Raw genomic sequence first — 26,692 nt, forward strand, 5'->3', positions numbered from 1 at the left:
CCGTCCGCCGACCGATGTGCACCCCTGCCGAATTTCTCGCCAGGAAGGACACACCGATGATGCCGAAATTCTCCCGCCGGATGGCCCTCGCTCTCGCCGTCCCGCTCATGCTGTGCACGGCGCTGCCCGCCCAAGCGGCCCCGCTGTGGCATCCCGACCCCGCCACCGACGGCCTCAAGGCCTTCGAGGGCATCGAGGCCGACCGTGGCAACCTCCACCCCGACCGCAAATACGTCGTGGTCGAGGGCGACCACTACCGCTTCACCATCTGGAAGGACGACCGCGACACCACCGGCGGCGGCGACCGCCAGCGCACCGAGTCCAAGGGCATGGTCCAGAACGGCACCACGCTCAAGATGCACGACGGAGAGACGTGGACGCTCTCCTACGAGATGTACATCCCGGGCACCCTGCACGGCACCGGCAAGTTCACCCACATCTTCCAGACCAAGACCCCGTCCACCAACGGCGGCCCGTGGGTGACGCTGGACCTGACCCGCAGCGGCAGCAAGGAAATGCTCAACGCCCGTGCCTACGCCAACTCGGGGTCGCCGAGCATCGCGGCCACCGATCTCTCGCCGCTGCGAAACAAGTGGATCACCATCGAATGGACGTTCACGCCGGGCTCGAAGGGCAAGGCGTCGTGCGTCATCCGCAACGGCACCGGATCCGGTGCGCCGGTCGCCGCGCAGGGCAGCATGTCCACCGTCAACAACCCCGATCAGGGTGACTACGTGCGCCCCAAGTGGGGGATCTACCGCTCGGTCCAGAGCGCCTCGTCCGACATCCTGGACACGTACCTGCTGTTCCGGAACTACACGGCCGCGCGCAAGTAGTCGATCCGGGGCGGGCTCGTTCGCCGGGTTCGCCTGATTCGTGGCGGCGGACCCGCGCCGGGGTGACACTGGCGTCATGAAGGTCGTCGACGGGTACTACGGCACACGCCACCCGTCGACGACCTCGCGCTACGCCACGCCGCCGCCACTGCGACGCGGTCCGGTACTGGTCACGGCCGCTTTCGCCGCCCTCGGCGGCGCCTTGACCCCGGCTGCGTCGCTCGCCGCGCTGTGGCAGGTCTGGCAGTTCTACGCGATGCTGTTCGGCCTGTTCGCCGCCGTCGAGTTCGTCGCCTTCGTCGCCGTGCTCGGGTGGCCGACCCGCAAGACCGCCCGGGCCGGTGCGCTCGTCGCGACCGCGAGCCTCGCGTTGTGGGTGGCGAGCCGGCCGCTCGGGCTGCTGACGCGCTTCGACCCCTGGCAGCCGGCGGACACCGTCGTCGGCTTCACCGACTACGCCGCGGCCGCGCTGCAGGTCATCGCCGTCTTCGGCTTCCTGGTCGCGGCCCGGCGGCGGGCGCACCCGCGGCCGTCGACGGCGCGGCGCGTGTCGGCGTGGATCGTGCTGTTCCCCGTGCTCCTGCTGGTGCTCGCGACCGCCGCGGCGGGAACGGTCGCGGCCGGTGACAACATCAGCGGCAAGACGGCCTCGACGCTGCTCGACGGCAGCACGGTCGAGTACTGCCGCCCGGACGGGATCCCGCTCGTCATGGACATCGCCCGCCCGCGCCCGGACGCCCGGGCCGCCCCGGTGGCGTTGTTCCTGCACGGCGGTGGCCTCGTCCTCGGCAACCGCAAGCCGGCCGGCCCGGGCGCGCTGCTCGGCGGGTCGCGACTCGTCCCCCTGCGCGACGCGCTGACGGCGCGGGGGTTCGCGGTCGCCTCGATCGACTACCGCCTCGCGCCCGCGGCCCGCTGGCCCGCGCCGCTGACCGACGCGAAGTGCGCGGTCCGGTTTCTCATGGTCAATGCGGCGGCGCTGAACGTCGACCCGGCGCGGATCACGGCCGTGGGCACGGGAACGGGTGGCACGCTGGCGTCGCTGCTCGGCGTGGCCCGGGACGCGAACAGCCCGGTCCGGGCGGTGGCGGCGCTGGACGCCCCGGCCGAGTTCGGCTTCACGGGTCAGGACCCGCTCACCCGGGCGTCGATCCTGCTGGCGCTGGGCCGCGACCCGGCGACGCTGCGCGAAGCGAGCCCGCTGACGTACCCGGCCACGGGGGCGCCGCCGTTCCTGATCGAGGGCGGCCGCAAGTCGGGGGAGTTCGCCGACCACCTGCGCGCGGCGGGCGTCCCGGTGACCACCGGCGGCGGCGCTCCCCCCGAGGTGGCGGACTTCCTGGCTGCGGCCGTGGGGTAGCTTGGAGGCACGAGCGGACGGGCGATCTTCGGCGATCACTCGTACCGCTGCGACTTCTACGGTTGACGGACCCGCTCCGGGTCCCGTTCTCTGTCAACCGTAAGGAAAAGTCATGTCTTCATCCCCGCACGCCGGTACGCGGTGGGCGCTCGAGCACATGCCGCTGACCGCGGCCGCCGTCGAGGAGACCGCGCCGGTGCTCACCGGGCGGCGTCTCGGGCACGTGCTCGCCGACGGCCGCGAGATCGTCGTCCTCGACCGGGGCCGGATGCTCAACCCGACCGCGGCGAACGGGAACTCGATCCAAGCCATGGATCTGGGGCTCACCCTGCAGGTCCGCAGCCTGGCGGCGGTGGCCGCGGGTGGCCTGGCCGCCGCGGTCCAGCCGGTGCCGGCGCCGGTGGAGCACCGGATCGCCACGGACCTGGTGGCGCGGCTGAGCTAGCTTGACCTGGAGCGCGCTCCAGGCTCTAGCGTGAGGGCCACGCCGACCGCACGTCAGGAGAACGCTTCATGGAGCTCGGTTTCCACCTTCCCATCTTCGACATCGACGGCGGGACCACCGCCATCGCCGGCGAGCTCGCCCGGGTGGGCGCCGCCGCGGAGGAAGCCGGGGCGACCTGGTTGTCTTTCATGGACCACTACTTCCAGATCGAGCCGACGGGCCTGCCCGCCGAGTCGAACATGCTGGAGGGCTACACCACCCTCGGCTTCCTCGCCGCGCACACGTCCCGGATCGAGCTCGGCCTGCTCGTCACCGGCGTGACCTACCGGCACCCCGGCCTGCTCGCGAAGATCGTCACCACCCTCGACGTCCTCTCGGGCGGCCGGGCCGTGCTGGGCGTCGGCGCGGCCTGGTTCGAACGCGAGCACCGGGGGATGGGCGTGCCGTTCCCGCCGATCTCCGAGCGATTCGAGCGGCTGGAGGAGACGCTGCGCATCTGCGGGCAGATGTGGGACCCGGCGGACAACGGCCCGTTCGAGGGCAAGCACTACCAGCTCGCCGAGACGCTCTGCTCGCCCCAGCCGATCAGCCGGCCGAAGGTGCTCATCGGCGGCGGCGGGGAGCGCAAGACGCTGCGGCTCGTCGCGCAGTACGGCGACGCGTGCAATCTGTTCGCGTCCTCGCCCGAGGACGTCGCGCACAAGCTGGACGTGCTGCGCGGCCACTGCGACGACGTCGGCCGCGACTACGACGAGATCCGCAAGACGGTCCTGGCCAACAACCCGCGTCCGGCACCGGAAACCCGCGACGACTTCGTCCGGGCAATGGCGGACTACGCGAAGCTCGGGATCCGGACGGCGATCATCACGCCGACCACGGGCTCGCCGTCGGCGTGGATCGAGGGCATGGCCCCGGCCGTGCCGCAGCTGGCCGACCTCGGGTAGTTCCGGCGTCCGGCCCGCGGGTTCACCTCCGGATTACTTCGGCCCTGGTAGTCAGGGGGTGAACCGGCGGACCGCCGGTTCCGGGTGTGGTGTGCCCTCTTCGTCCACAGTGGACTCTCCGGTTGTTTTCCTTTTGCGGTGAACCGTTCACGGCGTCGCGCCGTGTGCCGTGGTGAGGTGGCGACCAGAGAGGAGGGGCTGATGCCCCACGGACGCAGTACCGGACGACACCGCAAACAGGCCACGATCGGGCTGGCGGCGCTGCTGGGAGTCGCGGGGGCGACAGCGACGGCGATCGCCCTCAGCAGCCCGGCGAGCAACGCGGCGACGGAGAGCTGCGGCGGCCTGGACACGGCGCTGCAGAACAACCTGACGTTCATCGCGGGCCAGCAGGCGGCCCCGGACGCCCAGTCGGCGGCCCGGATAGCCAACCGCCAGGCGGTGGTCGACCAGATCCAGCAGCGCCGCGCGGCGGCCGGCTGCGGCGGAGCGGTGGCGGCCAACGCGGTCGCGGCCCAGTGCGCGGCGATCGCGGGAGCGGCCGAGCAGGACGCAGTCGCCGAAGAGGACGCCCAGGCCGGCGCGAACGGCATGGCCGTGGGCAACGGCAAGGCGAAGAACGGCAAGGCCGCCCAGCAGGGCGCGGCGGCCGAGAACGGCGCGGCGGCCGAGAACGGCGCGGCGGCCGAGAACGGCATGGCCGACGGCAACGGTATGGCCGCGGAGAACGGCATGGCCGACCAGAACGGTATGGCCGGGCAGCAGGAAGCCGCCGACCAGGGCAAGGCCGGCAAGGCGAAGCAGAAGGGCAAGGCGGCGGAGAACGGCGCCGCCGACGAGAACGCCATGGCCGGCGAGCAGGACGCGGCCGCCCAGGACGACGCGGCCGCCCAGGCTTGTGAAGTGGTCGAGCAGTGCGTGGCCCAGGCCGCGGGAGCCGCCGACGCCAACGGCATGGCCGCCGAGAACGGCATGGCGAACGGCAACGGCAAGGCCAAGCAGAACGGCGCGGCCAAGCAGAACGGTATGGCCAACGAGAACGGTATGGCCGACCAGAACGGCATGGCCAACGAGAACGGTATGGCCAAGCAGAACGGTATGGCCAACGAGAACGGTATGGCCGACCAGAACGGCATGGCCCAGCAGAACGAGGCTGCCGACGAAAACGGTATGGCCCAGCAGAACGGCATGGCCGACCAGAACGGCATGGCCGGCCAGCAGGGCATGGCAGCCCAGGACGAAGCCGCGGCGCAGGACGAAGCCGCGGCTCAGAACGTCGTCGCCGACCAGGACTGCGCCGCCGTTCTCGACTGCGTCACCCAAGCCGCCGCCGGCTCCGGCGCGGCCGCGGACCAGCAGGGCATGGCCGCCGACCAGAACGGCAACGGCCAGCAGAAGGCCAAGGCGAAGGACAAGAACAAGAACAAGAACAAGGCGGCCGGCGACGAGGCGGAGCAGGCAGCCGCGGCCGCGGTGGCGGAGAAGTGCGTCGCCGCTTCAGCCCAGGGCGAGACCGCGACCGGGACCGCCACCGCCGACACCACCACCGAAACCGCGACCGAATCCGCCACCGAATCTGCCACCGAATCTGCCACCGAAGGAAAGTGAGACCAGGAGGGTGTGCGCCGGCGGCGGGCCGGTGCACACCCTCCGTCAGCGCGAAGTGCCACACTGACTTCGTGGAGCACCCCGACTGCCCCGGCCCGGACCCGCGGCCCCGCGCCCCGGTCCGGGTCGAGGTGCCGCCCGGATCCGTCGACACCCACGCCCACGTCGTCGACGACCGCAGCTTCACCCCGCCGCCCGCCACGGCCGCCGCCTACGAAGCCATGCTCGACGCCACGCGCATGACCTACGGCGTCCTCGTGCAGGTCAGCGTGCACGGCACCGACAACACCCTGCTCCTCGACACCCTCCGTGCCCACCCGGGCCGGCTCAAGGGCGTGGCGGTCGTCGACCCGGGCATCAGCGACCGCGAACGAGCCGATCTCCACGACGCCGGCGTCACCGGCCTGCGGATCAACACCCTGACCCGCGGCGGCGTCGACCTCACGGCCCTCGATCGCCTGGAAGCGATCTGTGCGGAACACGGCTGGCACCTGCAGCTGTTCACCGACGCGGCCACGCTGAACCCGGCGAGACTCGCGAGGCTCCGCGTGCCGTACGTGCTCGACCACCTGGGCGTTCCCGACGTCACGGCCGGCCCCGGGAACTGGCCGGTGCGCGACCTGGTCGCCGACGGCGCCTGGGTCAAGCTGTCCGGCGCCAACCGGCTCGCCGGCCCGCCGTACGCCGAGACCGTGCCGTTCGCGCGGGCTCTCGTCGCCGCGGCGCCCGACCGGTGCGTCTACGGCTCCGACTGGCCGCACGTCGGTTGCCGGGGCCCGATGCCGAACGACGGCGACCTCGTCGACCTCCTCGCCGACTGGGTCCCCGACCCCGCCACGCGTGACGCGGTCCTCGGCGCCAACGCGCGCCGGCTCTACGGCTTCGACGACCCAACCCGATGACCCGATCCGGTGACCGGCGGGAACTCCGGCCCGCCGGTGCTCGTTGATCCGGTGGAGCGCAGTAACCTGGTGCGCGCAATTGTCCGACGACAGCACGAGGCTTCAGTGACCACCGATCAGGCGGCCGAGGACCTGCGGGAGGCGGCCGATGAGCTCGCCGTCGCCGGGCAGCTCCCGCGATTCCTGCTGATGTACAAGTTCGCCATCGAAGAGCTGATGACGAAACTGCGGATCCTCAGCGAGGAATTCGACTTCGTCCACCGCCACGACCCGATCGAGCACATCACGAGCCGGGTCAAGCGGCCGGAGGCGATCAAGGAAAAGGTCTACCGGCGCGGCCTCGGTGACGACTGGATCGCCGCCGCGCACGTCCTCGACGACATCGCCGGCATCCGCGTGGTCTGCCCGTTCGTCTCCGACGTCCACCAGGTCGCCCGCATGCTCACCGCCCAGGACGACGTCGAGCTGCTGCGCACCAAGGACTACATCGCGCGCCCGAAGGCCAACGGCTACCGCAGCCTGCACCTGATCGTCCGGATCCCGGTGTTCCTGTCCGACCGGGTCGAGAAGGTCAAGGTCGAGGTCCAGCTGCGCACCATCGCGATGGACTTCTGGGCCGCGGTCGAGCACAAGCTGTCCTACAAGTACGCCGACAGCGTCCCGGCGGACTTCGCGGGCGAGCTCGCGGCCGCGGCCCGGACGGCGGCGGACCTCGACGCCCGCATGGCGGCCCTGCACGAGCGGATCCGCTGAGTCACGGCGCGAGCGCGTCGAGCAGGATGTCCAGCCCGAACTCGAACTCCGTTTCGTGGTCGCACACCGCGAGGTACGGCGCCGCCGCGACGACCGCGGGCAGCCCCGACCCCGTCAGGTCCGCGAGCCGGCCCGGGTCGCCGGTACCGCTGAACGTCGGTGCCGCGTCGACCTCCCGCATCAGCGTCCCGATCAGGAACGCCAAGACCGCCCGCAGCCCGTGCACCGCGCGGTCCGGCGGGTAGCCCGCCGCGAGCAGCGGGCCGAGCACCGCCTCCACCGGCGCGAGCGCCGTCATCGAGGCGAGCCGGCGGGTGAGCACGAGCGGCGCCGCGCGCGGGTGGCCGAGCATCGCGGCCCGGAACCCGTGTGCCAGCGCGGACATCGTCTCCCGCAGGCCCGTTCCCGGTGGCGGCGAGGGGATCGCGGCCAGCAGGACCTCGGCGACCCCGTCCAGCAGGGCGTCCTTGCCGTCGACGTGGTTGTACAGGCTCATCGGGTCGACCCCGAGCCGGCGCGCGAGCTTGCGCATGCTGACCGCTTCGAGGCCCTCTTCGTCGACGAGCGCGAGCGCCTCCTTCAGGATCCGCGCGCGCGACAAAACGTCCGCGTCCCTGGGCGGACGCCCCCGCCGGGCCGTCACGGGGAGAGCACCGCGGGCAGGGTTTCGTAGCCGCGCAGGATCCGCGTCTCCCGGCGCCGGCCGCCGGGCAGCACGCGCAGGCCGGGGAACCGGTCGAAGATCGTGCGCAGCCCGATCTCGCCTTCCATGCGCGCGAGGGAAGCGCCCAGGCAGTGGTGGCGGCCGGCGCCGAAGGACACGTGGTCGCGCGCGCCGTCCCGCGTGACGTCGAAAGTGCCCGGATCGGCGAACACCGACGGGTCGCGGTTCGCGCCGGCCAGCACGGTGGTCACCAGCGCCCCGCGCGGCAGGGAAACCCCGGCGACTTCGGTGGCGCGCGTCGCCAGCCGGCCGGTCAGCAGGACCGGCGGGTCGTACCGCAGGACCTCCTCGACGGCGTTGCCCCACAGCTCCGGCCGCTCGCGCAGCACGGCGAGCTGCCCGGGATCGCCCGCGAGCAGGGCGATCCCGCTACCGAGCAGGTTGACGGTCGTCTCGAACCCGGCTGCCAGCACCAGGCCCGCGGTGGACTTCAGCTCCGTCTCGGTGAGGCCGACACCGTCGTCGCGGGCCGCGACGAGCTTGCTGAACAGGTCCTTGCCGGGGTTCCGGCGCAGGTGGGCGAGGTGCTCGCCGAGCCAGGCGTCGAACTCGCCCAGCGCGGTCTCGACGTGGCGGAACGTGCGCCAGCCCAGTCCGAGGTCGAGGCTGGGCGCGGCGGCCGCGCCCAGCGACAGCACCTTGCCGAGGTCGGACGGCGGCACGCCGAGGATCTCGCTGATGACCGTCACCGGGAGCAAACCGCAGTAGGACTCGACGAGGTCGAGCGGGCGGCCGGGGTCGAGCCCGTCGAGCAGGCCGTCCGCGATCTCCTGGACGCGGCCGCGCAGCTGCTCGACGGCGCGCACGGTGAACACGCCGGTGACCAGCTTGCGGTAGCGCGTGTGCTCGGGCGGGTTGACCGCGAGCAGCGACGGCGGCCGCACCGGGTGCAGGTGCTCGCCGGCCGACCACTCGATGAGCCGGCCGAGCGGCGAGCCGTCGGAACCGAGGACGCCGACGCGGAAGTCGTCGCCGGACAGCACTTCCCGGACCGCGGCGTGCGTGGTGGTCATCCAGCCGAAGCGGGTGCGGGCGAGCGGGCCGGCGGCGCGGATCTCCTCGAACAGCGCGGTCAGGTCGCGCCCGTCGGCCGCGGCGACGACCATCCGCCCCTGGAGGTCGCCGCGCCGGGCTTCGCGGCGCAGCACGGTCCGGGGAAGCGCGTGGCCGAGGCCCCACCGGATGGCGGGCTTCGCCCGGGCCAGAGCTGCGTCGAGCACCGTCACGACGTCCTCTTCCTTCAGCGTGCCTACAGTGTAGGTTATCGTGAATTATCTACGGCGTAGATTCAAGGAGCCTCGATGACCGAGTTCGCCATCCCCGGGCCCGAAGTCCTCGCGGCCCGGCAGAAGCTGGTGCTCGACCACTTCCGCGACGAGGTCACCCAGGACTGGGACGCCACGCTCTCGACGTTCCCGCACCCGCACTACGAGGTCGTCGCGACGATGACCGTCCACGACGGCGACGGCGCCGTCCGCGGCTAATACCAGGACACGCGCACCGCGTTCCCCGACCAGCACCACGAGCTGATCGCCCTGCGGCACAGCGCCGACGCGGTCGTCGTCGAGTTCTGGCTGCTGGGCACGCACCTCGGCCCGCTCGGCGCGATCCCGGCGACCGGGTCCCGCTTCCGCGTCCGCATGACGGCCTACTTCGTGTTCGACGCCGACGAGAAGCTCGTCTGCGAGCGCATCTACTTCGACACGCTCTCGATGCTCAAGCAGCTGATCGGCGGGGTGGACAAGAAGAACCCGAAGAACTGGCCGCTGCTGCTCCGGGTGGCACGGGGCTTCCTGGCGATGTCGGGGGAGCGGCCGGATCCGCGGCTGACGGAGACGACGGAGCCGGTGTTGTCACAGCGAGAACGTTGACCGCGACGATCACGCCGATCGCCGCCCAGGAAAGCGCGTCGAGGCGCTGGCCGAGGACCAGCAGGCCGGCCAGCGCCGCCAGGACCGGGTTCACGCTCATCACCGTGCCGAACACCGAGGCCGGGACCCGGCGCAGCGTCAGCAGGTCGGCCAGCATCGGCACGGCCGACGACAGGACGCCGGCGGTCACCGCGGCCAGGACGGCGCCGAGGCCCGGCCGGTGCGCGATCATCGCCCAGATGCCGACCGGCACGTACGCCAGCCCGGACGCGCCCGCGGCGGCCGCCGCGCCCGCGACGCCGGGGATGTGCGCGCCCACCGCGCGGTTGAGCAGGATGTAGCCCGCCCAGCACGCGGCGGCGAGCAGCGCCAGGCCGATGCCGAGGTAGTCCGTGCTCGGCCGCGGCCGGACCAGGACCACGACGGCCGCCGCCGCGACCAGCGCGCACAGCAGGTCGCCGCGCCGTCGTGACCCGGCGAGGGCGACGGCCAGCGGGCCGAGGAACTCCAGCGTGACGGCCAAGCCGAGGCCGACGCGGTCGACCGCGCTGTACAGCGAGAGGTTCATCGTCCCGAACACCAGCGCCAGGGCCAGGACGAGCCGCCACTGCGCCGCGGAGAACCCGCGCAGCCGCGGCCGTGCGGTCACGAGCAGGACGACGGCCGCGACCCACTGGCGGACGGCGACGACGCCCGCCGGCCCGAGCTGGGGGAAAGCCAGGGCCGCGACCGACGCCCCGACCTGGTTGGACAGCCCGCTGCCCGTCATCAGCGCCGCCCCGCGCCAGCGTCCTTCGCTTTTCATGCCCCGACTATCAGGGCGGAGGGTGCATACACAAAATGCATCCGACACGTCGGCTATACGCTGGACGCATGGATGCCTCGCTGGAGCTGCGTCACCTGCGGCACCTCGTCGCGGTCGTGGACACCGGGAGCTTCACCGACGCCGCGATCGAGCTCGGCGTCTCCCAGGCGACGGTGTCGCGGACGCTGCTCGCGCTGGAGCGGGTCCTCGGCGTGCGGCTGCTGCACCGCACGAGCCGGACCGTCGAGCCCACGACGGCCGGCGTCACGGTCCTCGCCCGGGCGCGGGTCCTGCTGGCCGACGCCGAGACGCTCGTGCACGAGGTCACGACCGGGCACACCCGGCTCCGGCTCGGGCACGCGTGGTCGGCCGTGGGGCGGCACACCCCGGAGTTCCAGCGGCGCTGGCACGACCGGTACCCCGACGTCGAGCTGCAGCTGGTGCGGACCAACACGGCGACCGGTGGCCTGGCCGAGGGGCGCTGCGATCTGGCCGTCGTCCGCACCGCCGTCGACACCCGCCGGTACGCCCACGTGCTCGTCGGCCGGGAACGCCGGTGCATCGCCCTCGCGTCCGACGACCCGTGGGCGCGGCGCCGGGTGATCGGGTTCGCCGAGCTGGGCGACCGCACGCTCGTCGTCGACCGGCGCACCGGCACCACGACCCTGGACCTGTGGCCCGAAGACGCCCGGCCGGCGGTGGAGTACACCCACGACATCGACGACTGGCTGGCGGCCATCGCGACCGGGCGCTGCGTCGGCGTCACCCCCGAGGCGACCGCGGCGCAGTACCGGCGCGACGGCATCCGCTACCGGCCGCTGCGCGACGCGGACCGCGTGCCGGTCCGGCTGATCTGGCGCCACCGCGACGCACATCCGGCGACGCACCTGGCCGCCGCCCTGCTGACGGAGCTCTACCGCGCCTGAGAACGCGCTGGAGCGAGCAGGACGCCCAGCGCGACCAGCTCGGTCAGCGCCATCCCGCGTTCCACGAGGCCGAGCGGGATGAGCGTCCACCAGCGGCCGCCGTCCACCGCGGCGACCACGACCGCCCCGAGGATCACCGTGAACCAGGCCAGCGACGCGATCGCCGGCACGCGGGCGAGCCACCGGCGGCCAGGGGAGTCGGGAAACGCCGCGCGTGCCGCGACCAGCACGGCCAGCGGGAGCGCGACGAAGGCCACCACGCTCGCGATCCGGTGCAGCGTGCCGCCGAAGTCCGAGCGCGAGACCGTGGCCCAGTCCGGCTTCGGGAAGGCCACGATGACCAGCAGTCCGACCGTCCACAATGTACCCAGGAAGGCCGCGGGCACGGGCAGTCGCCGTTGGCTGTGCAGGACGGCGAGCCCGGCCGCCGAGCCCAGGGCCACCAGGATCACCGCGAGGTCGAACAACCACTTGTGGTCCGACAGCCCGTACTCGCTGATCGTGCGGCGGGTCGCGCTGATCTCGTCGGTCGGCGGGATGACCTGCAGCAGCAGCACCAGCGCGGCGCCGATCGCGAGGGCGGCGATACCGCTCAGCGAAACCGCGAGCGACGTCCGTCGCGCAGGGACCGTGACCATGAACCGAGAGTAGCCGACCGGCGGTTGAACTCCCGGTGAAATGTCCGTTCGGACGATCGGAGGCGTGAAAACCGGGTGAAGGCTGTACGACTTACGGCGGTTACCGCAGCCTGTTTTCGTCCATTACGGTCACTCGCTACCGGTACGTCCGTGCTGTGCCGGCCTCGTCAAGGAGGTCTTTGCCTGTGGGGAATTCACCAAGAAGACTGGTGCTGGCGGCTTCGGTCGTCGCGCTGTCGGCGGCGTTCGTCACGTTACCGGCCGGTACCGCCGGCGCCGCTCAGAACATCCTGCGTGCCGACAAGTCGGCACCGCGCTCGTGCTTCGCGAAAGTGCTGCCCAAGGGCACTTCGGGCACCGATCGCCGTGAGGTCACGTCCACTGTGGACGGGCTCGTCCAGGCCCGGCTGAAGCCGGCCTCGGGCACCGAAGGCGACTGGGACGTCGCCGTGTTCGACAAGGTGACGGGCGCGGTGGTCGCTGCCTCCGCGGCGTTGCGCACCCACGAACTCGCCGAAAGCTTCGTGAAGAAGGGCCAGGAGCTCGTCGTCCAGGGCTGCCGCTACGGCGGCTCGGCCGACCGGGCCCAGCTCGGCGTCGACTTCCTCGCGCTGACCCCGCAGGGCACGCCGACGACCGCGCAGAAGGCGCAGCTGGTCCGGGTCGAGACGCCGACGCGCGCCGACAAGAACAAGCTCACCGGCTTGGGCCTCGACGTCACCGAGAAGGGTGACGCGACCGGGATCGAGGTCGTCCTCGCCGACGACGCCGACCGCCAGGTGCTCAAGAACAGCGGCTTCAAGTCGAAGGTGATCGAAGCCGACCTCTCGGCCAAGTCGGTCCAGGACGCGAAGACCGACCGCCAGTACGCCGCGAAGACCGCCGCCTCGGCGCTGCCGTCCGGGCGCACCAGCTACCGGCACCTCTACGACTACAACTACGAGATGAAGGAGCTGGCCCGCAAGAACCCCGGCCTCGTCTCGGCGTTCACCATGCCGGAGTCGACCTGGGAAGGCCGGGACGTCGTCGGCGTCGAGATCGCCACCGACGTCAAGAACGTCACCGACGGCAAGCCGGTGAACTTCACCATGGGCGTGCACCACGCCCGGGAGTGGCCGGCCGGCGAGCACGTCATGGAGTGGGCGTACGAGCTGATCAACGGCTACGCGCACGACGCCGCGATCCGCAGCCTCGTCGGCAAGACCCGCAACATCGTCGTGCCGATCATCAACCCGGACGGCTTCGAGATCTCCCGCGAGGCCGAGCCGAAGGGCGACTTCACCCGGTTCGACTACGAAATGAAGCGCAAGAACTGCAACGTCAACGACTCGCCGCCGCAGTACGCCACCGGCGTCTGCAAGGCCAACCCCGGCGGCCGCCTCCGCGGCACCGACCCGAACCGCAACTACGCGGGCTTCTGGGGCGGCGCCGGCGCCGAGATCGCCTGGAGCGGCGACACCTTCCGCGGGTCCGCGCCGTTCAGCGAGCCCGAGGTCCGCAACGTGCGCTCGATCGTGTCCTCGCGCCAGGTGACCAACCTGATGACGATGCACACCGTCGCCGCGCTGGTGTTGCGCCCGCCGGGCGTGGCCGACGTCCGCCCGCCGCTGGAGGAGCCGGCCTACAAGGCCCTCGGCGACAAGATGGCGTCGCGCAACGGCTACATCAGCCAGCCGAGCTGGGCGCTGTACGACACCACCGGCAGCACCGAGGACTGGTCGTACTGGGCCACCGGCGGCTGGGGCTTCACGATCGAGGTCGGCGGCAACGGCTTCCACGGTCCCTACGCCGACAGCGTCGTCGCCGAGTACGAAGGCCTCGCGCCGTCGTCCGGTGCGGGCAAGGGTGGCAACCGCCAGGCGCTGCTGGACCAGCTGGGCAGCGCGGCCGACCCGCAGCAGCACTCGACGCTGATCGGCTCGGCGCCCAAGGGCTACCAGCTCAAGCTGCACAAGACGTTCCAGACGCCGACGTCGCCGGTGATCCAGCCCGACGGCTCCACCAAGCCGCCGATCTACGTCACCGACGACCTGAACTCGAAGTTCACGACCACCGGCGGGCGCTTCGCCTGGTCGGTCAACCCGTCGACCCGGCCGTACGTGGCCGGCCGCTACGGGCGCGACCCCCAGGGCCCGGCGCAGCAGGGGCAGCCGGTGACCAACCCGGCCGGCGTGCCGCCGATCAACCAGAACTACCCGGCCGACCCGGCGGGTGACTCGTTCACGTTCCACGTCAACGGCCTGCCCCAGGTCGACAACGGGAAGTTCAGCGTGAACATCAACTGGGCGAACACGGCGACCGACTGGGACCTGTTCATCTACGACGCGGCGGGCAACCTGGTCAGCTCGTCGGCGAACGGCGGCACGACGTCCGAGCACGCCGTGCTGTTCGACCCGCCGGCCGGCGACTACCGCGCCGTGGTGGTCAACTACGACCAGGCCGACCCGGCCGCGGTCGACGACTGGACCGGGGACGTGTCGTTCGCGTCGCCGATCCCGCCGACGTACGGGCCGAAGGAGGCCTACCAGCTGACCTGCACGTCGCCTCGGGGTCAGCTCGTGGGCGTGGCGGACGTGTACGCCGATCGCGGCCAGACGGTCGACGTCGGCGAGGTCTGCACCCGCTCCGCGCACGCGCAGAAGCAGCGCGCTTCGGGTGGGGCCCGGTAGTTCTGTCTGGTTCGCTCGTGAAGGCCTCCTCACTTCGTGGGGAGGCCTTCACGGCGTTACGGCGAGGATGACGCCGAGGACCACGAGAATCGTGCCGACGACGCGGTTGAGGGTGGGTTTCGCGCGGGCGTACCAGCGCTGGGTGGCGGGAGCGGAGAACAGCAGGGCGACCGACAGGTGCCAGGCGGTCGAGGTCAGGAGGATGAGGGCGACGGCCGCGGCTTTGACGGCGGTGGGTTCAGTCGGCGGGAGGGCCGCGGTGAGCACGCTGCCGAAGAACGCGGCGGCTTTCGGGTTGGTCAGGTTGCTGACCACGCCTTGGCGGAAGGGGTTGGGGGTTTCGAGGCGGGCCGCTTTTTCGGAGGTCGCGAATGACTCATTCGGGACCTCCGGCGCCGCGAATGAGTCATTCGCGGCCTGCGGTGGCGCTGCCGCCTCTGGTTCGCGGGCTCGCAGCCACAGCCGTACCCCGAGCCAGGCCAGATAGCCACCGCAGACCACGCGCAGGACGGCGGCCAGCCACGGCGCCCGGGCGAGCACACCGCCCAGCCCGAAGACGGCAACGGCGGCCAGCACCCCACCGGCGGCGATCACCCCGAGCGCGACCGCCACCGCGGCCCGGCGAGTACCGGCCGCGGCGGTGTGCGCGATGAGCACGAAGTTCGGGCCGGGCGAGACGGCCGCCGGGAGGTAGGCCAGCAGCACGGTCCCCAGCGTGGCGGCGGGAGTCACCCCGCCAGCCTCGCACGGCCGCCGGGAGGTGGATCGGCCGTGCCGGGTGAGGCGGTTTTGGACGCCACCCGGGCCGATGCCGGTTGCCGGGAGGTGGACTGCGCCGGGCCAGGTGGGTTTACGTCACCGTCCGGCCCACGCCGTGCCAGGCGGGTTCTCGGCACAGTCCTCGGCCCACGCCGGTTGCCGGGAGGTGGACTGCGCCGGGCCAGGTGGGTTTACGTCACCGTCCGGCCCACGCCGTGCCAGGTGGGCTCACGACACCGCCCTCGGCCCACGCTGGTCGCCGGAGGGTGGCCGCGCCGTGCCACCAGCCGCCGTCCGGCCCGAGCCGCTCGAGCCGGCACGCGGCCCGGCCCGGCATCGCGCCGGGGCTCAGGCCGCCCGCCCACCCCCGCCGACCACCTGGTCGCGCATCGTCCGCAACGCCTGGTGGTCCACAGTAGACGGATCTGCGGCCAGCCACTCGCCGATCTCGTGCAGGAACTCCTCCGGCGTCATCGGCGCGGCGGGCAAGTCTCCCGGGTCGGCCGTGGTCAGGTCCCCGCTGCGGCTCGGGTACACGATCATCGCGCCGCGCAGCGCCACCCCCGGCAGCAGGTCGCGGTAGGCGGCGAGGCTCTCGGCGAGCCGGCTGCCGCCGCCGCGGAACGGCCGGCCGTTGCGCAGCAGCCTGCCGTCCTCGGCCGTCTCGTAGTGGCCGGGCAGCCACAGCTTCGACTCGATGAGCACCAGGCGCTTGCCGCACAGCACGGCGTGGTCGACGTCGGCGAACACCGAACCCGGCCACGCGAGCCCGTGGAAGATCCGCGCGCCGGGCAGCCGGGTCAGGTAGCCCTCGAGCAGGTCGGCGGTGAGCCGTTCGGCCAGCTCGTCGCGCTCGGTCCCGGGGGCGCCGAACACGGTGCGGCCGCCGAACTCCTCGGCGTACGCCTCGCGGGCCTTGTTCGCCCGCAGGTAGCCGCGGGCCAGGCGCTGCACGAGCAGCGCGGTGCCGGCGGTCAGCAGCAGCCAGACGATCAGCACCGGCGTGCTGAACCCCACCCCCGTGACCAGCGGCAGCAGCACCAGCACCATCCCGCCCACCGCGGCGACCACCGGCGTGTGCCCGGGCCCGCGGCGGCGGCCGTGGCGCATCCGGGTGTCCTGCCCGGCGAAGTGCCACCAGCCGAGATCCTCGGCGTCCAGTTCGGGCAGGTCGGGGACGAAACCGGGCTCGTCCCCGAAGCGCCGCCGGGGGCGTGGCCGGGCCGGGACGGGCACCACGGTGGCGCCGCCGGAGTCGTACCGCGCGCGGGCGACCGGGTCGCTCAGGACGTCGTAGGCCTCGCGGAGCAGCCGGAACGTGCCGACGGTCCCGCCGCCGTCCGGGTGCATGGTCTTCGCCAGCCGGCGGTAGGCCGCCTTGACGTCGGCCGCCGTGGCGTCCCGGCGGACGCCGAGCACCTCGTAGTAGTCGACCTCGGGCACTCGGGCGTTCACCTCCGGATGGCTGCGCGAAGACTTTATGGGACCCGGTTTCCGGCTCGTTCACCGCCTCGGCGGCGCGTCGGGGTGATGGTCCTCCGGCGCAGGTCAGTGCGGTGTGCGGAGTTTTACCGCGGACGGCGGGAGGTTCGCGCGCGTGGTCCGCCGCCACCGGTGGATCGCGTGACGGGCACCCGGACGGGGTTTCCGGCGCGTTTGCCGTGGTCGGTGAGTGTCCATTGAGGACCTCGCGTCACTCGGAAGTGTTGCCGCGGCGCGAAACGTCGGAGTGACCGTGACGGTTCGTAGCGGGAATTCACCCGAAGGGACGGGAACAGGTGTTCGAATCCGCGGCTAGGATGGAGGCATGTCCCCGGCAATCCCCAGACGTGACGGGCCCACCGCCACCCCACCTCGGCAGCGGGCCCGTCACCCCCGTCACCGCTCGCGCAGCAGGAAGCGCTGCAGCTTCCCGCTCGCGTTGCGCGGCAGCGCGTCGATGAACCGTACCCGGCGCGGGTACTTGTACGGCGCCGCAACGGCTTTGGCGTGCTCCTGCAGGGCGTGCACGAGGTCCGGGCCCGGGGTGGCGCCGGGCCGGAGCACGACGAAGGCGGTCACGACCGCGCCCCGGTCCGGGTCGGGCGTGCCGACGACCGCGCACTCCTCGACGTCCGGGTGGCCGAGCAGCACCTCTTCGACCTCGGGAGCGGCGATGTTGTAGCCCGAGGAGACGATCATGTCGTCGCTGCGCGCCACGAACCGGAAGTAGCCGTCGGGTTCGCGGACGTAGGTGTCGCCGGTGATGTTCCAGCCGTCGCGGACGTAGCCGGCCTGCCGCGGGTCCTCGAGGTAGCGGCAGCCGGTCGGGCCCTGCACGGCGAGCAGCCCGGGCGTGCCGTCGGGTGTGGGCGTGCCGTCGATGTCCAGGACGGCGGCGCGGAACCCGGGCACGACGGTGCCGGTCGTGCCGGGACGCACGGCGTCGTCGGCGGCGGAGATGAAGACGTGCAGCATCTCCGTGCTGCCGATGCCGTCGATGAGCGGGCGGCCGACGATGTCGCGGTACTGCTCGGCCACGGCGGCGGGCAGGGCTTCCCCGGCGGAGACGGCGCGGCGCACCCCTTTCAGGAGGGGGCCGTCGCCGGAGCCGAGGATCGCGCGGTACGCGGTCGGCGCCGTGAACAGCACGGTCACCGACCGCTCGGCGACGATCGAGGCCAGCTCCTTGGGGGTGGCGCGTTCCACGAGGAGCACGGACGCGCCGGCGTGCAGGGGGAAGACCAGCAGACCGCCGAGGCCGAAGGTGAACGCGAGGGGAGGGGTGCCGCAGAAGAGGTCGTCCGCGGTGGGGCGCACGACGTGCCGCGAGAACGTGTCGGCGATGGCCAGCAGGTCGCGGTGGAAGTGCATCGTCGCCTTGGGCGTCCCGGTGGTGCCGGAGGTGAACGCGAGCAGCGCGACGTCGTCGGCGGCGGTCGGCACGTCGTCGAAGGCCGCCGGGTGCCGCGCGCAGCGTCCGGCGAGCTCGGTGCCGTAGGAGACGACGGGCAGCCCGGGCGGCAGCTCGTCGAGCAGGCGCTCGTCGCAGAGCGCGACGGCCGGCCGCGCCCGGTCGACGATCTTGTCGAGCTCGTGGCGGCGCAGCATCGGCATGGTGGAGACGGCGACGGCGCCGGCCTTGAGCACGCCCAGCCAGCACGCTGCCAGCCACGGCGTGTTGGTGCCGCGCAGCAGCACGCGGTTCCCGGGCACCACCCCGAGTTCGGCGGTGAGGACGTGCGCGATCCGGTTGGCGCGCGCGAGGACGTCGCCGTAGCTCCACGTCTCGTCGAGCGAGCGCAGGCAGGGCCGGTCGGCGCCGAGGCGGTCGACGGTGCCGTCGAGCAGGGCGGTGGCGGCGTTGAGCCGGTCGGGGTAGGCCAGCTCGGGCAGGTCGAAGACGAGCCGCGGCCACTGTTCCGCGGGCGGCAGCCGGTCACGGCAGAACGAGTCGGTGTGAGCGCTGGGAGTAAGCGTCATCGCAGCTCCTCGGATCGGCCTGGACCATGAGAAACGTAGCACTCGTTGCGACCGTCGAGAAGGCGCGATGCCGCACCTCTGACGGCGGCGACGAAAAAGCGATATCGCTCCGTGGACCGCGGGCCGCGCAGAGTGACAGCCGATCGCTGCAGGCCCCGCCCGCTACCACCCGGTGGGCGGGTTTCAGGCCCGGCCACCGTGGTAGCCACCGATCATGGTGAGCGTCGGGTACTTCCTCTCCTCCGAAGAGTTCTCTCCCCGCGAGCTGGTCCGTCAGGCCCGGCTCGCGGAGGCCGCCGGGTTCGAGCGGCTGTGGATCTCCGACCACTTCCACCCCTGGCTCGACGAGCAGGGCAACAGCCCCTTCGTCTGGTCGGTCATCGGCGCGCTGAGCGAGGTGACCTCGCTGCCGATCTCCACCGCGGTGACCTGCCCGATCATCCGGATGCACCCCGCCGTCGTCGCGCAGGCCGCCGCCACCGCGGCGGTGCAGTGCGAAGGCCGGTTCGTGCTCGGGGTGGGCACCGGCGAAGCGCTCAACGAGCACGTCACCGGTGCGCAGTGGCCGCCGCCCGCGGTGCGGCTCGAGATGCTCGAAGAGGCCATCGACGTCATCCGGCAGCTGCACGCCGGCAAAGAGGTCAACCACCGAGGCCGGTACTACACCGTCGACCACGCGCGGCTCTACACCGTGCCCGACGAGCCGGTGCCCATCTACGTCTCCGCGTTCGGCCCGGCGGCCACCGACCTCGCCGCCCGGGCGGGCGACGGCTTCTGCACCGTCATGCCCGACGCCGGCCTCGTCCGGCAGTACCGCGAAGGCGGGGGCGGCGACAAGCCGGTGCAGGGCGGCCTGAAGGTCTGCTGGGCCGAGTCCGAAGAGGACGGTGTCCGCACCGCCCACCAACGCTGGCGCAACGAACTCCTGCCCGGCAAGCTCCCCTCGACCCTCCCCACCCCGGCCGACTACGCGGCCGCGGCGAGCCTGGTCACCGAGGACATGGTCCGCGAGCAGTTCCCCTGCGGCCCGGACGCGGACCGGCACGTCGAAGCCGTTCGCGAGTTCGCCGACGCCGGGTTCGACGAGGTGTACGTCCAGCAGATCGGCCCGGACCAGGAGAAGTTCTTCGAAGCCTGGCGGACGCAGGTGCTGCCGCGCCTCTGACCGTCCTCAAGGGACAGAAGCCCGGCCGCGCGGGGAGGACGCGGCTCAGTCCGCGGGCGGCGCGACCGTCGCGTCCGGCTGGTTCGCGCGGCGCAACGCGCCGGCGACGAACCCGTTCGCCTTCAGCTCTTCGACCAGGTCACGCAGGAACGCGACCGTCGAAGGACGGCGAGCCGGCGTGGTGCCGACAGCCTGCTGGATCTGCATGAACCGCTCTGGAACCACCCGCGTTCCCGAGTGCGAGGAGACATACGCGGTCATCGGCTGCCGAATCCCGGCCGCCACTTCGAGACTCTGCTCTTCGAACGCGACGACGCCGTCCGAGCCGCGCACGACCGTCGCGTGCGCAAGGGTCCGCGTCAGGAACAAGTCGTAGGCCGACCCCTGCTTCACGCCGATCCGGACGCCCGGCCGGTCGACGTCCGCGGGCGTGCCGATCGGCGAATCCGAGGCGACCACGTACACGCCTTCGATGACGACGTACGGCGCGGTGAAGGCCACCGAGGCCGCGCGCGCCGGCTCGATCGCCAGGAAACCGAGGTCGGCCACGCCCGAGGTCAGCGCCTCGAACGACTTCCGCGCCGCGTCGAAGCAGACGAACTCCACCGGCACGTCCAGCCGTGCCGCCACCTCGCGTGCGAGGTCGACCGTGATGCCGCCAGGCTCGTCCGGCGTCCCGTGGGCGAGCACCGGGTTGCCGAGGTTGATGGCGGCGCGCAGGACGCCGGTGGGCGCGAGGTCGGCGGAAAGATCTCCCATGACCCGCGAGGGTAGCGGCGAGGGCGGCCGGAAAAGGGCGAGAGTTGCTCACGCCACCGGCGGCCGCTCCGACGTCGTCAGCTCGAAGGCCGTCTCCTGGTGGTAGACCTCGCCCGGCCGGAGCACCGTGCTCGGGAAGTCCGGCCGGTTCGGCGAGTCCGGGAAGTGCTGGGCCTCCAGCGCGAACCCGGCGCCCGGACTCGCGAGGTGGTTGCCCGAATAGAACTGCAGGCCCGGCTCGGTCGTCCACATCGTGAGCAGCCGCCCGGACGTCGGCTCCCAGGCCCGGGCGGCGAACGGCGCGCCGTCGTCGAGGACCCAGTTGTGGTCGTAGCCGCGTCCGATCGCCAGCTGCGGGTCGGGCTCGCCGAGGCGGGCGCCGATCGGCGTCGGGCGGCGGAAGTCGAACGGGGTCCCGTCGACCGGCGCCGGGTCGCCCGCCGGGATCAGGTCCTCGTCGGTCGGGCAATAGTGGCGGCCGGTGATCGACAGCGAGTGGTCGTACACGGAACCGCCGCCGGCCAGGTTCCAGTACGTGTGGTTGGTCAGGTTCACGACCGTCGGCGCGTCCGTGGTCGCGCGGTAGGTGATGCGCAGCCGCGAGTCGAGGCGATAGGTGACGTCCACCGCGAGCCGGCCGGGGTAGCCCTGGTCGCCGTCCGGGCTGACCAGCGTGAACCGCACGCCGTCGCCGACCGGCGTCGCGGACCACACCCGCGTGTCGAACCCCGCGGGGCCGCCGTGCAGGCTGTTCTTCCCGTCGTTCACCGGCACGCGGTGCAGGACGCCGTCGAGGGCGAACGCGCCGCCGGCGATCCGGTTGGCGTACCGGCCGATCACCGCACCGAGGAAGACCCGCGCGGCGCCGGGCCGGTTGTTCGCGACGTACCCGTCGAGGTCGGGGTGGCCCAGCACGACGTCGGCCCGCCGCCCGGAAAGGTCCGGGGCTGCCACCGACTGGATGACGCCGCCGTAGTCGAGCACGCGGACGGTGAGCCCGCCGGGCCGGGAGAGGGTGTACCGGTGGACGTCGGTACCGCCGGCGCGCCCGAAGAGCTCCCGGCTGAGTTCGGTAAGCGTCATCGGTGAGCCCTCCGCAAGCGCTGTTAGCGCTAACAGCATGCGGGAGCCGCACCGCTCGGTCAAGGGTCAGTGCTCACCCGGCGGCGGCGTGCCCAGCAGCTGGTGCGCCCGCAGCGCCATCTGGATCTCCAGGCGCTGCGCCGGATCCGTCAGCCGGTCGCCGAAGAGGTCGCTCAGCTGGCTCACGCGGTAGCGCACCGTCTGCGGGTGGACGCCCAGCGCCTGTGCGATGTCGGGGGTGTTCCCGTTGTGCTCCAGCCAGCTCAGCAACGTCTCCGCGAGACGGGCCTGCTGCTTCACCGTCAGGCCCGCGAACGGCGCCAGGGTCTTCGCCGACAGCTGGTCGAGCAGGAACCGGTCCAGCAGCAGCCAGTGCGTCGCCAGGTGATCGGCCGTGTGGGTCACCGCGCCGTCGCCGACCAGGCCGCGGCGGACCAGGTCGAGCGTGCGGCGCGCCCACAGTGCCGACGTCGCCGCGTCGGCCGGCCGGACCCGGGGCCCGACCGCCGCGCGCCAGCCCGGCAGCCGGCCTTCGAGGCCCCGCAGGTCGCGGTCCGGGTTCGGGGTCAGCAGGCAGGGCTCGGTGCCTTCGAGGTCGAGCAGGACGTCGTCGGCGACCTGCGGGGCCGGCGTCAGGTGCTGATCGCTGCGCGGGTCGAGCGCGACGACCGTGACCCACCCCGGCATGGCCCACTTCGCGGCCTCCGCCATCGTCGCGATCGTCGCCGGGGACGACGGCGGCGTGGACAGGAGGAGTTCGAGCAGCCGGCGGCGACGGCGTTCGAGCGTGCCGGTCGCCATCGCCTGCGCCAGCGTGTACCCCTCGACCGAGTACGACGAAATCTCTTCCACGTAGGCGAAAATCGCCTCCGCGCCGACGCACAGCACGGCCGCCGGGAACCGGTGCGCCTGGCCCAGCTCCGCGATGTAGCGCCACGCGGCTCGGCCGCCCGCGCGGTAGGCCGCCTGCAGCGAGTTCAGGCTGCCGCCGTCGTGGTGAACGCGCTTTCCGACCTCGCGGAACAACTTCGGCCAATTGTCCTCTGTGGACGGCAGGGAGTCGATGCTGTCGATGCAGCTGAGCACGGCCTGTTCGATGGCCAGCACGATCATCTTCCCGAATGCGCCCTCCAGGGGCTTGGCGTATTCGGGCACGGCCCGCTGGATCTCTTCGAGGATCCGCCGGGCGAGGGGGTCGGCGTGCGGCCGGAACCGCCGGGCGAGCGCGGTCGGCAGCGACCACCACAACTGCTGCGCCCGGCCGGTGCCGCGGGGGTGCGGGACGGTGACCGTCCGGGTCATGGGCCACCCCTCTCCGCATCGGCGCGCACGTCATGAACTCACACGAAAACGAGATTGGCAACCGCCGGACCCGCATCTGTCACGAGGTGACCAAGGGTTTCGCGCGAATTTGTCACGCGTCCGACAAGCGGCGGAACACTCACGGGCGCAAGGGTTTTCCCGATCCGATTTGTGAGCCCGGCCCGTATCTTCGCGACCCATTCCGTTGTTAGCGTGATCAACAACGGAAGCGGAAGGAGAACGGGATGACAGCCGTCGTTTCGTGGTCTTTCCGCTGGTCCGGCGTGGTGGTCGTGCTGTGGCTGACGGCGCTGGCCGGGCTGGTCGCCGCCGTGGTGCACACCGGCGCGGATTTCCGTGACACGGTCGACCTGCCCGCCGCGGACAGCACCGCCGCGGCCCGGCTCCTGCACAGCACCGGCACCGAGGAACACGTCGTCGTCCGCGCGCCCGACAGCCCGATCGACACCGGGACCGGCCGTGTCCGGCTCGACGCGTTCGCCGCCCGGTTGGCGGTGCTCCCGCACGTCGTGGCCGTCGGGCCGCCGCCCGGTCAGATGGCGGACGACCACCGGACCGCGGTCCTGACCGTCCGGTTCGACGCGCCGGCCGCCGACCTCGGCCAGGGCACGGCGGACGCCTTCGCGGCCGTCGTCCGGGACGCCGGCGACCTCACCGCCGGCGCGTCGGGGGAGCTCGCCGCGATGACGGCGGCCGCGCCGGACCTGGGCAACGCCGCGCTCGGCCTGCTCGCCGCGGCCGTCGTGCTGCTGGTGACGTTCCGCTCGGCGGCGTGCGTCCTGCTCCCGGTCCTCACCGCGTCGGTGCCGGTCGGCTGCGCCCTCGCCGTCGTGACGCTGTTGTCGCACGTCATGACCGTCCCGAAGATCAGCACCGAGATCGCCGCGCTGCTCGGGCTCGGGGTCGGCGTCGACTACGCCCTGTTCGTGCTCACCCGCTACCGGCAGGGCCGCCGGGAAGGCGCGGACCCCGCAGCGGCGCTGGCCGTCGCGGCGGCGACATCGGGCCGCAGCGTGGTCTTCGCCGGCGTCACCGTGTGCGTCTCGCTGGCCGGCATGCTGACCGTCGGCTTGCCGTTCCTCGACGGGATCGCCGTCGCCGCGGCGGTTTCCGTGCTGCTCACCGCGTCCGCCGCGCTGACGCTGCTGCCCGCGTTGCTGCGGCCGGTGGCCGCGCGGATGCGGATCCCGGCGGAGGGCAGTGGCCGCCGCTGGGCCCGGCTCGCGCGTTCGGTGACCGGGCGGCCGGGCCCGTGCACGCTCGCGGCGCTGCTGGTCGTGGCCGTGCTCGCCCTGCCGATGACCGGCCTGCGGCTCGGCGTGCCGGACGCCGCCCTCGACCCGCCCGGCAGCGTGACGCGCACGGCCGCCGAGCTCCTGCGAGACGGGTTCGGGCCGGGCGCCGGCGCTCCGCTGCTGGTGGTGGGCACGGGCGATCCGTCGCTGGGCACGCTGCGCGAGGCACTCCTCGCCCGTGCCGAGGTCGGGCCGCCCGCGACGCTGCCCGCCGGCGGCTGGCTGCTCACGGTCACCCCGCACACCGCGCCCGACGACCCGGCCACCGGCGAGCTGCTGACCTGGGCGAGGTCGATCGCCACGACGATCGGCGGCCCGGACGCGCACGTCGGCGGGCTCGTCGCGGCCCGGGCCGACTTCTCCGCGGCCATCACCGCGCGGCTCCCGCTGTTCCTCTTCAGCGTCGTCGGCATCTCGGTGCTGCTGCTCGCCTGGGTGTTCCGCAGCGTGGTGATCCCGCTGACGGCGGCGGCGATGAACCTGCTGACCGCGGCCGCGACGACGGGCGCGGTCGTGTTCGCCTTCGGCGGCCCGATCGAGCCGTACCTGCCGGTGTTCCTGTTCGCCGGGCTGTTCGGCCTGTCGATGGACTACGAAGTCTTCCTCATCGCGCGCATCCAAGAGGCTTGGCGCCGCCGCGGTGACACCCGGGCCGCGATCGTCGACGGCGTCGCGGCGACCGGCCGGACCATCACCGCGGCCGCGCTGATCATGGCCCTGGTGTTCGTGGCGTTCGCCTTCGTGGACGCCCGCGTCGTGCGGGAAGCCGGGGTGGGGCTGACCGTCGCCGTGCTCCTCGACGCCGTCGTCGTCCGGTGCGTGCTGGTCCCGGCGGTGATGGCGTGGCTCGGCGAAGCCAACTGGTGGTTCCCGCGCCGTTCGCGCGCTCCAGCCGCCCGCGAGCTGGTGGGGAGTGCGCGATGACCCGGCGGACCCTGGTGCTGCTCGCGCTCGGCGCGTTCGTGACGACCCTGGACAACACGATCGTCGCGGCCGGCGCGCCCTCGATCGCCCGCGACCTCGGGCTGGACCTCGGGACGCTGCAGTGGGTCGCCCTCGGCTACATGCTCCCGTTCGCCGGCCTGCTCCTGGTGGCGGGTACCCTGATCGACCGCTGGGGCCGGCGCCCGGCGCTGCTGGCCGGGCTGCTCGCGTTCGGGATCGGCGCGGCTGCCGGTGGGTTGGCCGGCTCGGTGGGCCTGCTCGTCGCCGCCCGGGTGCTGCAGGGCGCGGCGGCGGCGTTCCTGGTGCCCGGTCTGCTGAGCCTGCTGCGCTCGAACCTCGACGCGCGGGGCCGGACGCTCGGCGCCGCCGTCTGGACGGCGTGCCTGGCCGCCGCGCTCGCGCTGGGTCCGGCACTCGGCGGGCTGCTGAGCGAATACTTCGGCTGGGCCTGGATCTTCTTCGTCAACCTCCCGTTCGTGGCGGCGATGCTCGCCCTGCTGCCGGGGACGGTGCCGGTGGGTCGCGAGCCGCCCGGTCCGCGGCCCGCCATCGGGGCGATGGCCGTCGTGACGGCGAGCCTGGTCCTCCTCACCGCCGCGCTCGTCTCGTGGGGCGACGACCCGCGGACCGGGCTCGCGCTGCTGGTCGCCGGAGCCGCGCTCGGCGCGGGGTTCGTGGTGCGGGAGCGGCGGGCCCGGGACCGGCTGGTGCCGCCCGACCTGACCGGCAACCGGGTGTTCGCCGGCTCGCTCGCCGTGCAGGTGCTGTGGGGGCTCGGGATCTCGGGCATCGTCTTCTTCACGCCCTTGCTGCACCAGGAGTTCCTCGGCCTCGACCCGGTCCGGGCGGGGTTGCCGCTGGCGCTCGTCGCGGTCGCGGTGGTGGCCGCGACGCCGCTGGTCCCGGGGGCGGTGGCCCGGTTCGGTCCCCATCGGACGGTCGCGGCCGGGCTCGCCGTGGTCGCCGGCGGACTGCTGGCGCTCGCCGCCGTGAACCACGTCCCGGCGGTTCTCCCGCGAGTTCCCGGGCTGGTGCTGATCGGGGCCGGTTCGGCGTTCACGACGCCGTTGACGTCGCACGCGCTGGACGTCGTGGCCGAACGGCGGTCCGGCACCGCGTCCGGGCTGCTCACGGCGTCGCGCGAGCTGTCGAGCGCGCTGGGCGTCGCGCTGATCGGCGCCGTCCTGACGGCGGTGCGGGCGATGCGGCTCGACGCGGGCGCTCCGCCGGGAGCGGCGCTGGCCGCGGGGTACACCGCCGGTCTCCTCGCCGCGGCCGGGCTGACGCTCGCCGGCGCGCTGCTGGCCGTGCGCGTGTTGCGAAGCCCGTCCGCCCCGACCTCGTCGCCGCGTGACAAACGCGCGGTGCCGTAATCCGTGTGCCGGTGAGTATCGGAAATCGCTTGATTGACAACCGTCCG

At 72.7% G+C, this 26,692-nt stretch carries 23 protein-coding genes and 1 pseudogene; 14 read left to right on the forward strand and 10 right to left on the reverse strand.

Features of this window, described 5'->3' with window-relative positions:
• Positions 1-56: 56 nt before the first annotated feature.
• The 7 genes from AB0N03_RS15890 (at position 57) to AB0N03_RS15920 (ending at position 6,848) form a co-directional block, all read left to right on the forward strand.
• On the forward strand, positions 57-836 hold the full coding sequence (locus AB0N03_RS15890) for a hypothetical protein (RefSeq protein WP_364371273.1): 780 nt from the start codon (positions 57-59) through the stop codon (positions 834-836).
• Between the two features lie 76 nt (positions 837-912).
• Positions 913-2,196: an alpha/beta hydrolase gene (locus AB0N03_RS15895; RefSeq protein WP_364371275.1), complete on the forward strand. Its 1,284-nt coding sequence runs from the start codon at positions 913-915 to the stop codon at positions 2,194-2,196.
• A 112-nt stretch (positions 2,197-2,308) separates the two neighbouring features.
• Positions 2,309-2,641 carry a hypothetical protein gene (locus tag AB0N03_RS15900; RefSeq protein ID WP_364371278.1) on the forward strand — a complete coding sequence of 111 codons (333 nt, stop codon included), beginning with the start codon at positions 2,309-2,311 and terminating at the stop codon, positions 2,639-2,641.
• A gap of 68 nt (positions 2,642-2,709) precedes the next feature.
• Entirely contained in the window at positions 2,710-3,585 is an 876-nt protein-coding gene (locus tag AB0N03_RS15905) for an LLM class F420-dependent oxidoreductase (protein WP_364371280.1), read from the forward strand.
• A gap of 201 nt (positions 3,586-3,786) precedes the next feature.
• Positions 3,787-5,193, forward strand: coding sequence for a hypothetical protein (locus AB0N03_RS15910; protein ID WP_364371283.1), 1,407 nt, complete (start codon positions 3,787-3,789; stop codon positions 5,191-5,193).
• Positions 5,194-5,264: 71 nt separating this feature from the next.
• Positions 5,265-6,095, forward strand: a complete 831-nt coding sequence (locus AB0N03_RS15915) for an amidohydrolase family protein (RefSeq protein WP_364371286.1) — start codon at positions 5,265-5,267, stop codon at positions 6,093-6,095.
• Positions 6,096-6,200: 105 nt separating this feature from the next.
• A complete protein-coding gene (locus tag AB0N03_RS15920) occupies positions 6,201-6,848 on the forward strand; it encodes a GTP pyrophosphokinase family protein (RefSeq protein ID WP_364371289.1) in 648 nt (215 codons plus the stop codon).
• A gap of 1 nt (position 6,849) precedes the next feature.
• Here the strand turns inward: AB0N03_RS15920 and AB0N03_RS15925 are convergent, their stop codons facing one another.
• Both AB0N03_RS15925 and AB0N03_RS15930 read right to left on the reverse strand, forming a co-directional pair.
• A complete protein-coding gene (locus AB0N03_RS15925) occupies positions 6,850-7,491 on the reverse strand; it encodes a TetR/AcrR family transcriptional regulator C-terminal domain-containing protein (protein ID WP_364371291.1) in 642 nt (213 codons plus the stop codon).
• Complete coding sequence (locus AB0N03_RS15930; RefSeq protein ID WP_364371660.1) at positions 7,488-8,792, reverse strand: cytochrome P450; 1,305 nt, start codon at positions 8,790-8,792, stop codon at positions 7,488-7,490. Before AB0N03_RS15930 ends, AB0N03_RS15925 begins: the two co-directional genes overlap by 4 nt.
• Before the next feature lie 81 nt (positions 8,793-8,873).
• Between AB0N03_RS15930 and AB0N03_RS15935 the strand changes: the two genes are divergently transcribed.
• Together AB0N03_RS15935 and AB0N03_RS15940 are read left to right on the forward strand one after the other, a co-directional pair.
• Entirely contained in the window at positions 8,874-9,056 is a 183-nt protein-coding gene (locus AB0N03_RS15935; RefSeq protein ID WP_364371294.1) for a hypothetical protein, read from the forward strand.
• A 51-nt stretch (positions 9,057-9,107) separates the two neighbouring features.
• Positions 9,108-9,239: pseudogene (locus tag AB0N03_RS15940) on the forward strand (polyketide cyclase); the annotation flags it as partial.
• 49 nt (positions 9,240-9,288) lie between these two features.
• Here AB0N03_RS15940 and AB0N03_RS15945 read toward each other — a convergent pair.
• Entirely contained in the window at positions 9,289-10,248 is a 960-nt protein-coding gene (locus AB0N03_RS15945; RefSeq protein ID WP_364371297.1) for an EamA family transporter, read from the reverse strand.
• Between the two features lie 68 nt (positions 10,249-10,316).
• On the opposite strand from AB0N03_RS15945, the gene AB0N03_RS15950 reads away from it, so the two are divergent.
• Positions 10,317-11,174, forward strand: a complete 858-nt coding sequence (locus tag AB0N03_RS15950; RefSeq protein WP_364371300.1) for a LysR family transcriptional regulator — start codon at positions 10,317-10,319, stop codon at positions 11,172-11,174.
• Here AB0N03_RS15950 and AB0N03_RS15955 read toward each other — a convergent pair.
• Positions 11,162-11,812: a DUF998 domain-containing protein gene (locus tag AB0N03_RS15955; protein ID WP_364371302.1), complete on the reverse strand. Its 651-nt coding sequence runs from the start codon at positions 11,810-11,812 to the stop codon at positions 11,162-11,164. The genes AB0N03_RS15950 and AB0N03_RS15955 overlap by 13 nt on opposite strands.
• A 209-nt stretch (positions 11,813-12,021) precedes the next feature.
• Here AB0N03_RS15955 and AB0N03_RS15960 point away from each other — a divergent pair, with 209 nt between their 5' ends.
• Positions 12,022-14,481, forward strand: a complete 2,460-nt coding sequence (locus AB0N03_RS15960) for a M14 family zinc carboxypeptidase (protein WP_364371305.1) — start codon at positions 12,022-12,024, stop codon at positions 14,479-14,481.
• Between the two features lie 48 nt (positions 14,482-14,529).
• Here the strand turns inward: AB0N03_RS15960 and AB0N03_RS15965 are convergent, their stop codons facing one another.
• The 3 genes from AB0N03_RS15965 to AB0N03_RS15975 form a co-directional block, all read right to left on the reverse strand.
• The gene (locus AB0N03_RS15965) at positions 14,530-15,213 is read right to left on the reverse strand and encodes a LysE family transporter (RefSeq protein ID WP_364371307.1); all 684 of its coding nucleotides are present in this window, start codon (positions 15,211-15,213) and stop codon (positions 14,530-14,532) included.
• A gap of 375 nt (positions 15,214-15,588) precedes the next feature.
• Complete coding sequence (locus AB0N03_RS15970) at positions 15,589-16,683, reverse strand: DnaJ domain-containing protein (RefSeq protein WP_364371663.1); 1,095 nt, start codon at positions 16,681-16,683, stop codon at positions 15,589-15,591.
• A gap of 435 nt (positions 16,684-17,118) precedes the next feature.
• Positions 17,119-18,702: an AMP-binding protein gene (locus AB0N03_RS15975; protein ID WP_364371310.1), complete on the reverse strand. Its 1,584-nt coding sequence runs from the start codon at positions 18,700-18,702 to the stop codon at positions 17,119-17,121.
• A gap of 214 nt (positions 18,703-18,916) precedes the next feature.
• On the opposite strand from AB0N03_RS15975, the gene AB0N03_RS15980 reads away from it, so the two are divergent.
• Positions 18,917-19,867 carry a TIGR03557 family F420-dependent LLM class oxidoreductase gene (locus AB0N03_RS15980; protein ID WP_364371313.1) on the forward strand — a complete coding sequence of 317 codons (951 nt, stop codon included), beginning with the start codon at positions 18,917-18,919 and terminating at the stop codon, positions 19,865-19,867.
• Between the two features lie 45 nt (positions 19,868-19,912).
• Here the strand turns inward: AB0N03_RS15980 and AB0N03_RS15985 are convergent, their stop codons facing one another.
• The 3 genes from AB0N03_RS15985 to AB0N03_RS15995 all read right to left on the reverse strand — a co-directional run bounded on the left by AB0N03_RS15985 (position 19,913) and on the right by AB0N03_RS15995 (position 23,011).
• Positions 19,913-20,626 (reverse strand): transporter substrate-binding domain-containing protein, encoded by a 714-nt coding sequence (locus AB0N03_RS15985; protein ID WP_364371316.1) that lies wholly within the window; start codon positions 20,624-20,626, stop codon positions 19,913-19,915.
• 48 nt (positions 20,627-20,674) lie between these two features.
• The gene (locus AB0N03_RS15990; protein WP_364371319.1) at positions 20,675-21,709 is read right to left on the reverse strand and encodes an aldose epimerase family protein; all 1,035 of its coding nucleotides are present in this window, start codon (positions 21,707-21,709) and stop codon (positions 20,675-20,677) included.
• 66 nt (positions 21,710-21,775) lie between these two features.
• On the reverse strand, positions 21,776-23,011 hold the full coding sequence (locus AB0N03_RS15995) for a helix-turn-helix domain-containing protein (RefSeq protein WP_364371322.1): 1,236 nt from the start codon (positions 23,009-23,011) through the stop codon (positions 21,776-21,778).
• A gap of 245 nt (positions 23,012-23,256) precedes the next feature.
• Between AB0N03_RS15995 and AB0N03_RS16000 the strand changes: the two genes are divergently transcribed.
• Both AB0N03_RS16000 and AB0N03_RS16005 read left to right on the forward strand, forming a co-directional pair.
• Entirely contained in the window at positions 23,257-25,251 is a 1,995-nt protein-coding gene (locus AB0N03_RS16000) for an MMPL family transporter (protein WP_364371325.1), read from the forward strand.
• Complete coding sequence (locus AB0N03_RS16005; protein ID WP_364371328.1) at positions 25,248-26,645, forward strand: MFS transporter; 1,398 nt, start codon at positions 25,248-25,250, stop codon at positions 26,643-26,645. Before AB0N03_RS16000 ends, AB0N03_RS16005 begins: the two co-directional genes overlap by 4 nt.
• Positions 26,646-26,692: the final 47 nt, after the last annotated feature.

The sequence above is a fragment of the Amycolatopsis sp. NPDC051061 genome (assembly GCF_040682935.1).
Classification (GTDB): Bacteria; Actinomycetota; Actinomycetes; order Mycobacteriales; family Pseudonocardiaceae; genus Amycolatopsis.

Coding starts and splice junctions, on each gene's coding strand:
- AB0N03_RS16000 (WP_364371325.1), top strand. CDS start 23,257: ATGACAGCCGTCGTTTCGTGGTCTTTCCGCTGGTCCGGCGTGGTGGTC.
- AB0N03_RS15945 (WP_364371297.1), bottom strand. CDS start 10,248: ATGAAAAGCGAAGGACGCTGGCGCGGGGCGGCGCTGATGACGGGCAGC.
- AB0N03_RS16005 (WP_364371328.1), top strand. CDS start 25,248: ATGACCCGGCGGACCCTGGTGCTGCTCGCGCTCGGCGCGTTCGTGACG.
- AB0N03_RS15935 (WP_364371294.1), top strand. CDS start 8,874: ATGACCGAGTTCGCCATCCCCGGGCCCGAAGTCCTCGCGGCCCGGCAG.
- AB0N03_RS15895 (WP_364371275.1), top strand. CDS start 913: ATGAAGGTCGTCGACGGGTACTACGGCACACGCCACCCGTCGACGACC.
- AB0N03_RS15955 (WP_364371302.1), bottom strand. CDS start 11,812: ATGGTCACGGTCCCTGCGCGACGGACGTCGCTCGCGGTTTCGCTGAGC.
- AB0N03_RS15985 (WP_364371316.1), bottom strand. CDS start 20,626: ATGGGAGATCTTTCCGCCGACCTCGCGCCCACCGGCGTCCTGCGCGCC.
- AB0N03_RS15975 (WP_364371310.1), bottom strand. CDS start 18,702: ATGACGCTTACTCCCAGCGCTCACACCGACTCGTTCTGCCGTGACCGG.
- AB0N03_RS15980 (WP_364371313.1), top strand. CDS start 18,917: ATGGTGAGCGTCGGGTACTTCCTCTCCTCCGAAGAGTTCTCTCCCCGC.
- AB0N03_RS15910 (WP_364371283.1), top strand. CDS start 3,787: ATGCCCCACGGACGCAGTACCGGACGACACCGCAAACAGGCCACGATC.
- AB0N03_RS15995 (WP_364371322.1), bottom strand. CDS start 23,011: ATGACCCGGACGGTCACCGTCCCGCACCCCCGCGGCACCGGCCGGGCG.
- AB0N03_RS15890 (WP_364371273.1), top strand. CDS start 57: ATGATGCCGAAATTCTCCCGCCGGATGGCCCTCGCTCTCGCCGTCCCG.
- AB0N03_RS15905 (WP_364371280.1), top strand. CDS start 2,710: ATGGAGCTCGGTTTCCACCTTCCCATCTTCGACATCGACGGCGGGACC.
- AB0N03_RS15990 (WP_364371319.1), bottom strand. CDS start 21,709: ATGACGCTTACCGAACTCAGCCGGGAGCTCTTCGGGCGCGCCGGCGGT.
- AB0N03_RS15900 (WP_364371278.1), top strand. CDS start 2,309: ATGTCTTCATCCCCGCACGCCGGTACGCGGTGGGCGCTCGAGCACATG.
- AB0N03_RS15950 (WP_364371300.1), top strand. CDS start 10,317: ATGGATGCCTCGCTGGAGCTGCGTCACCTGCGGCACCTCGTCGCGGTC.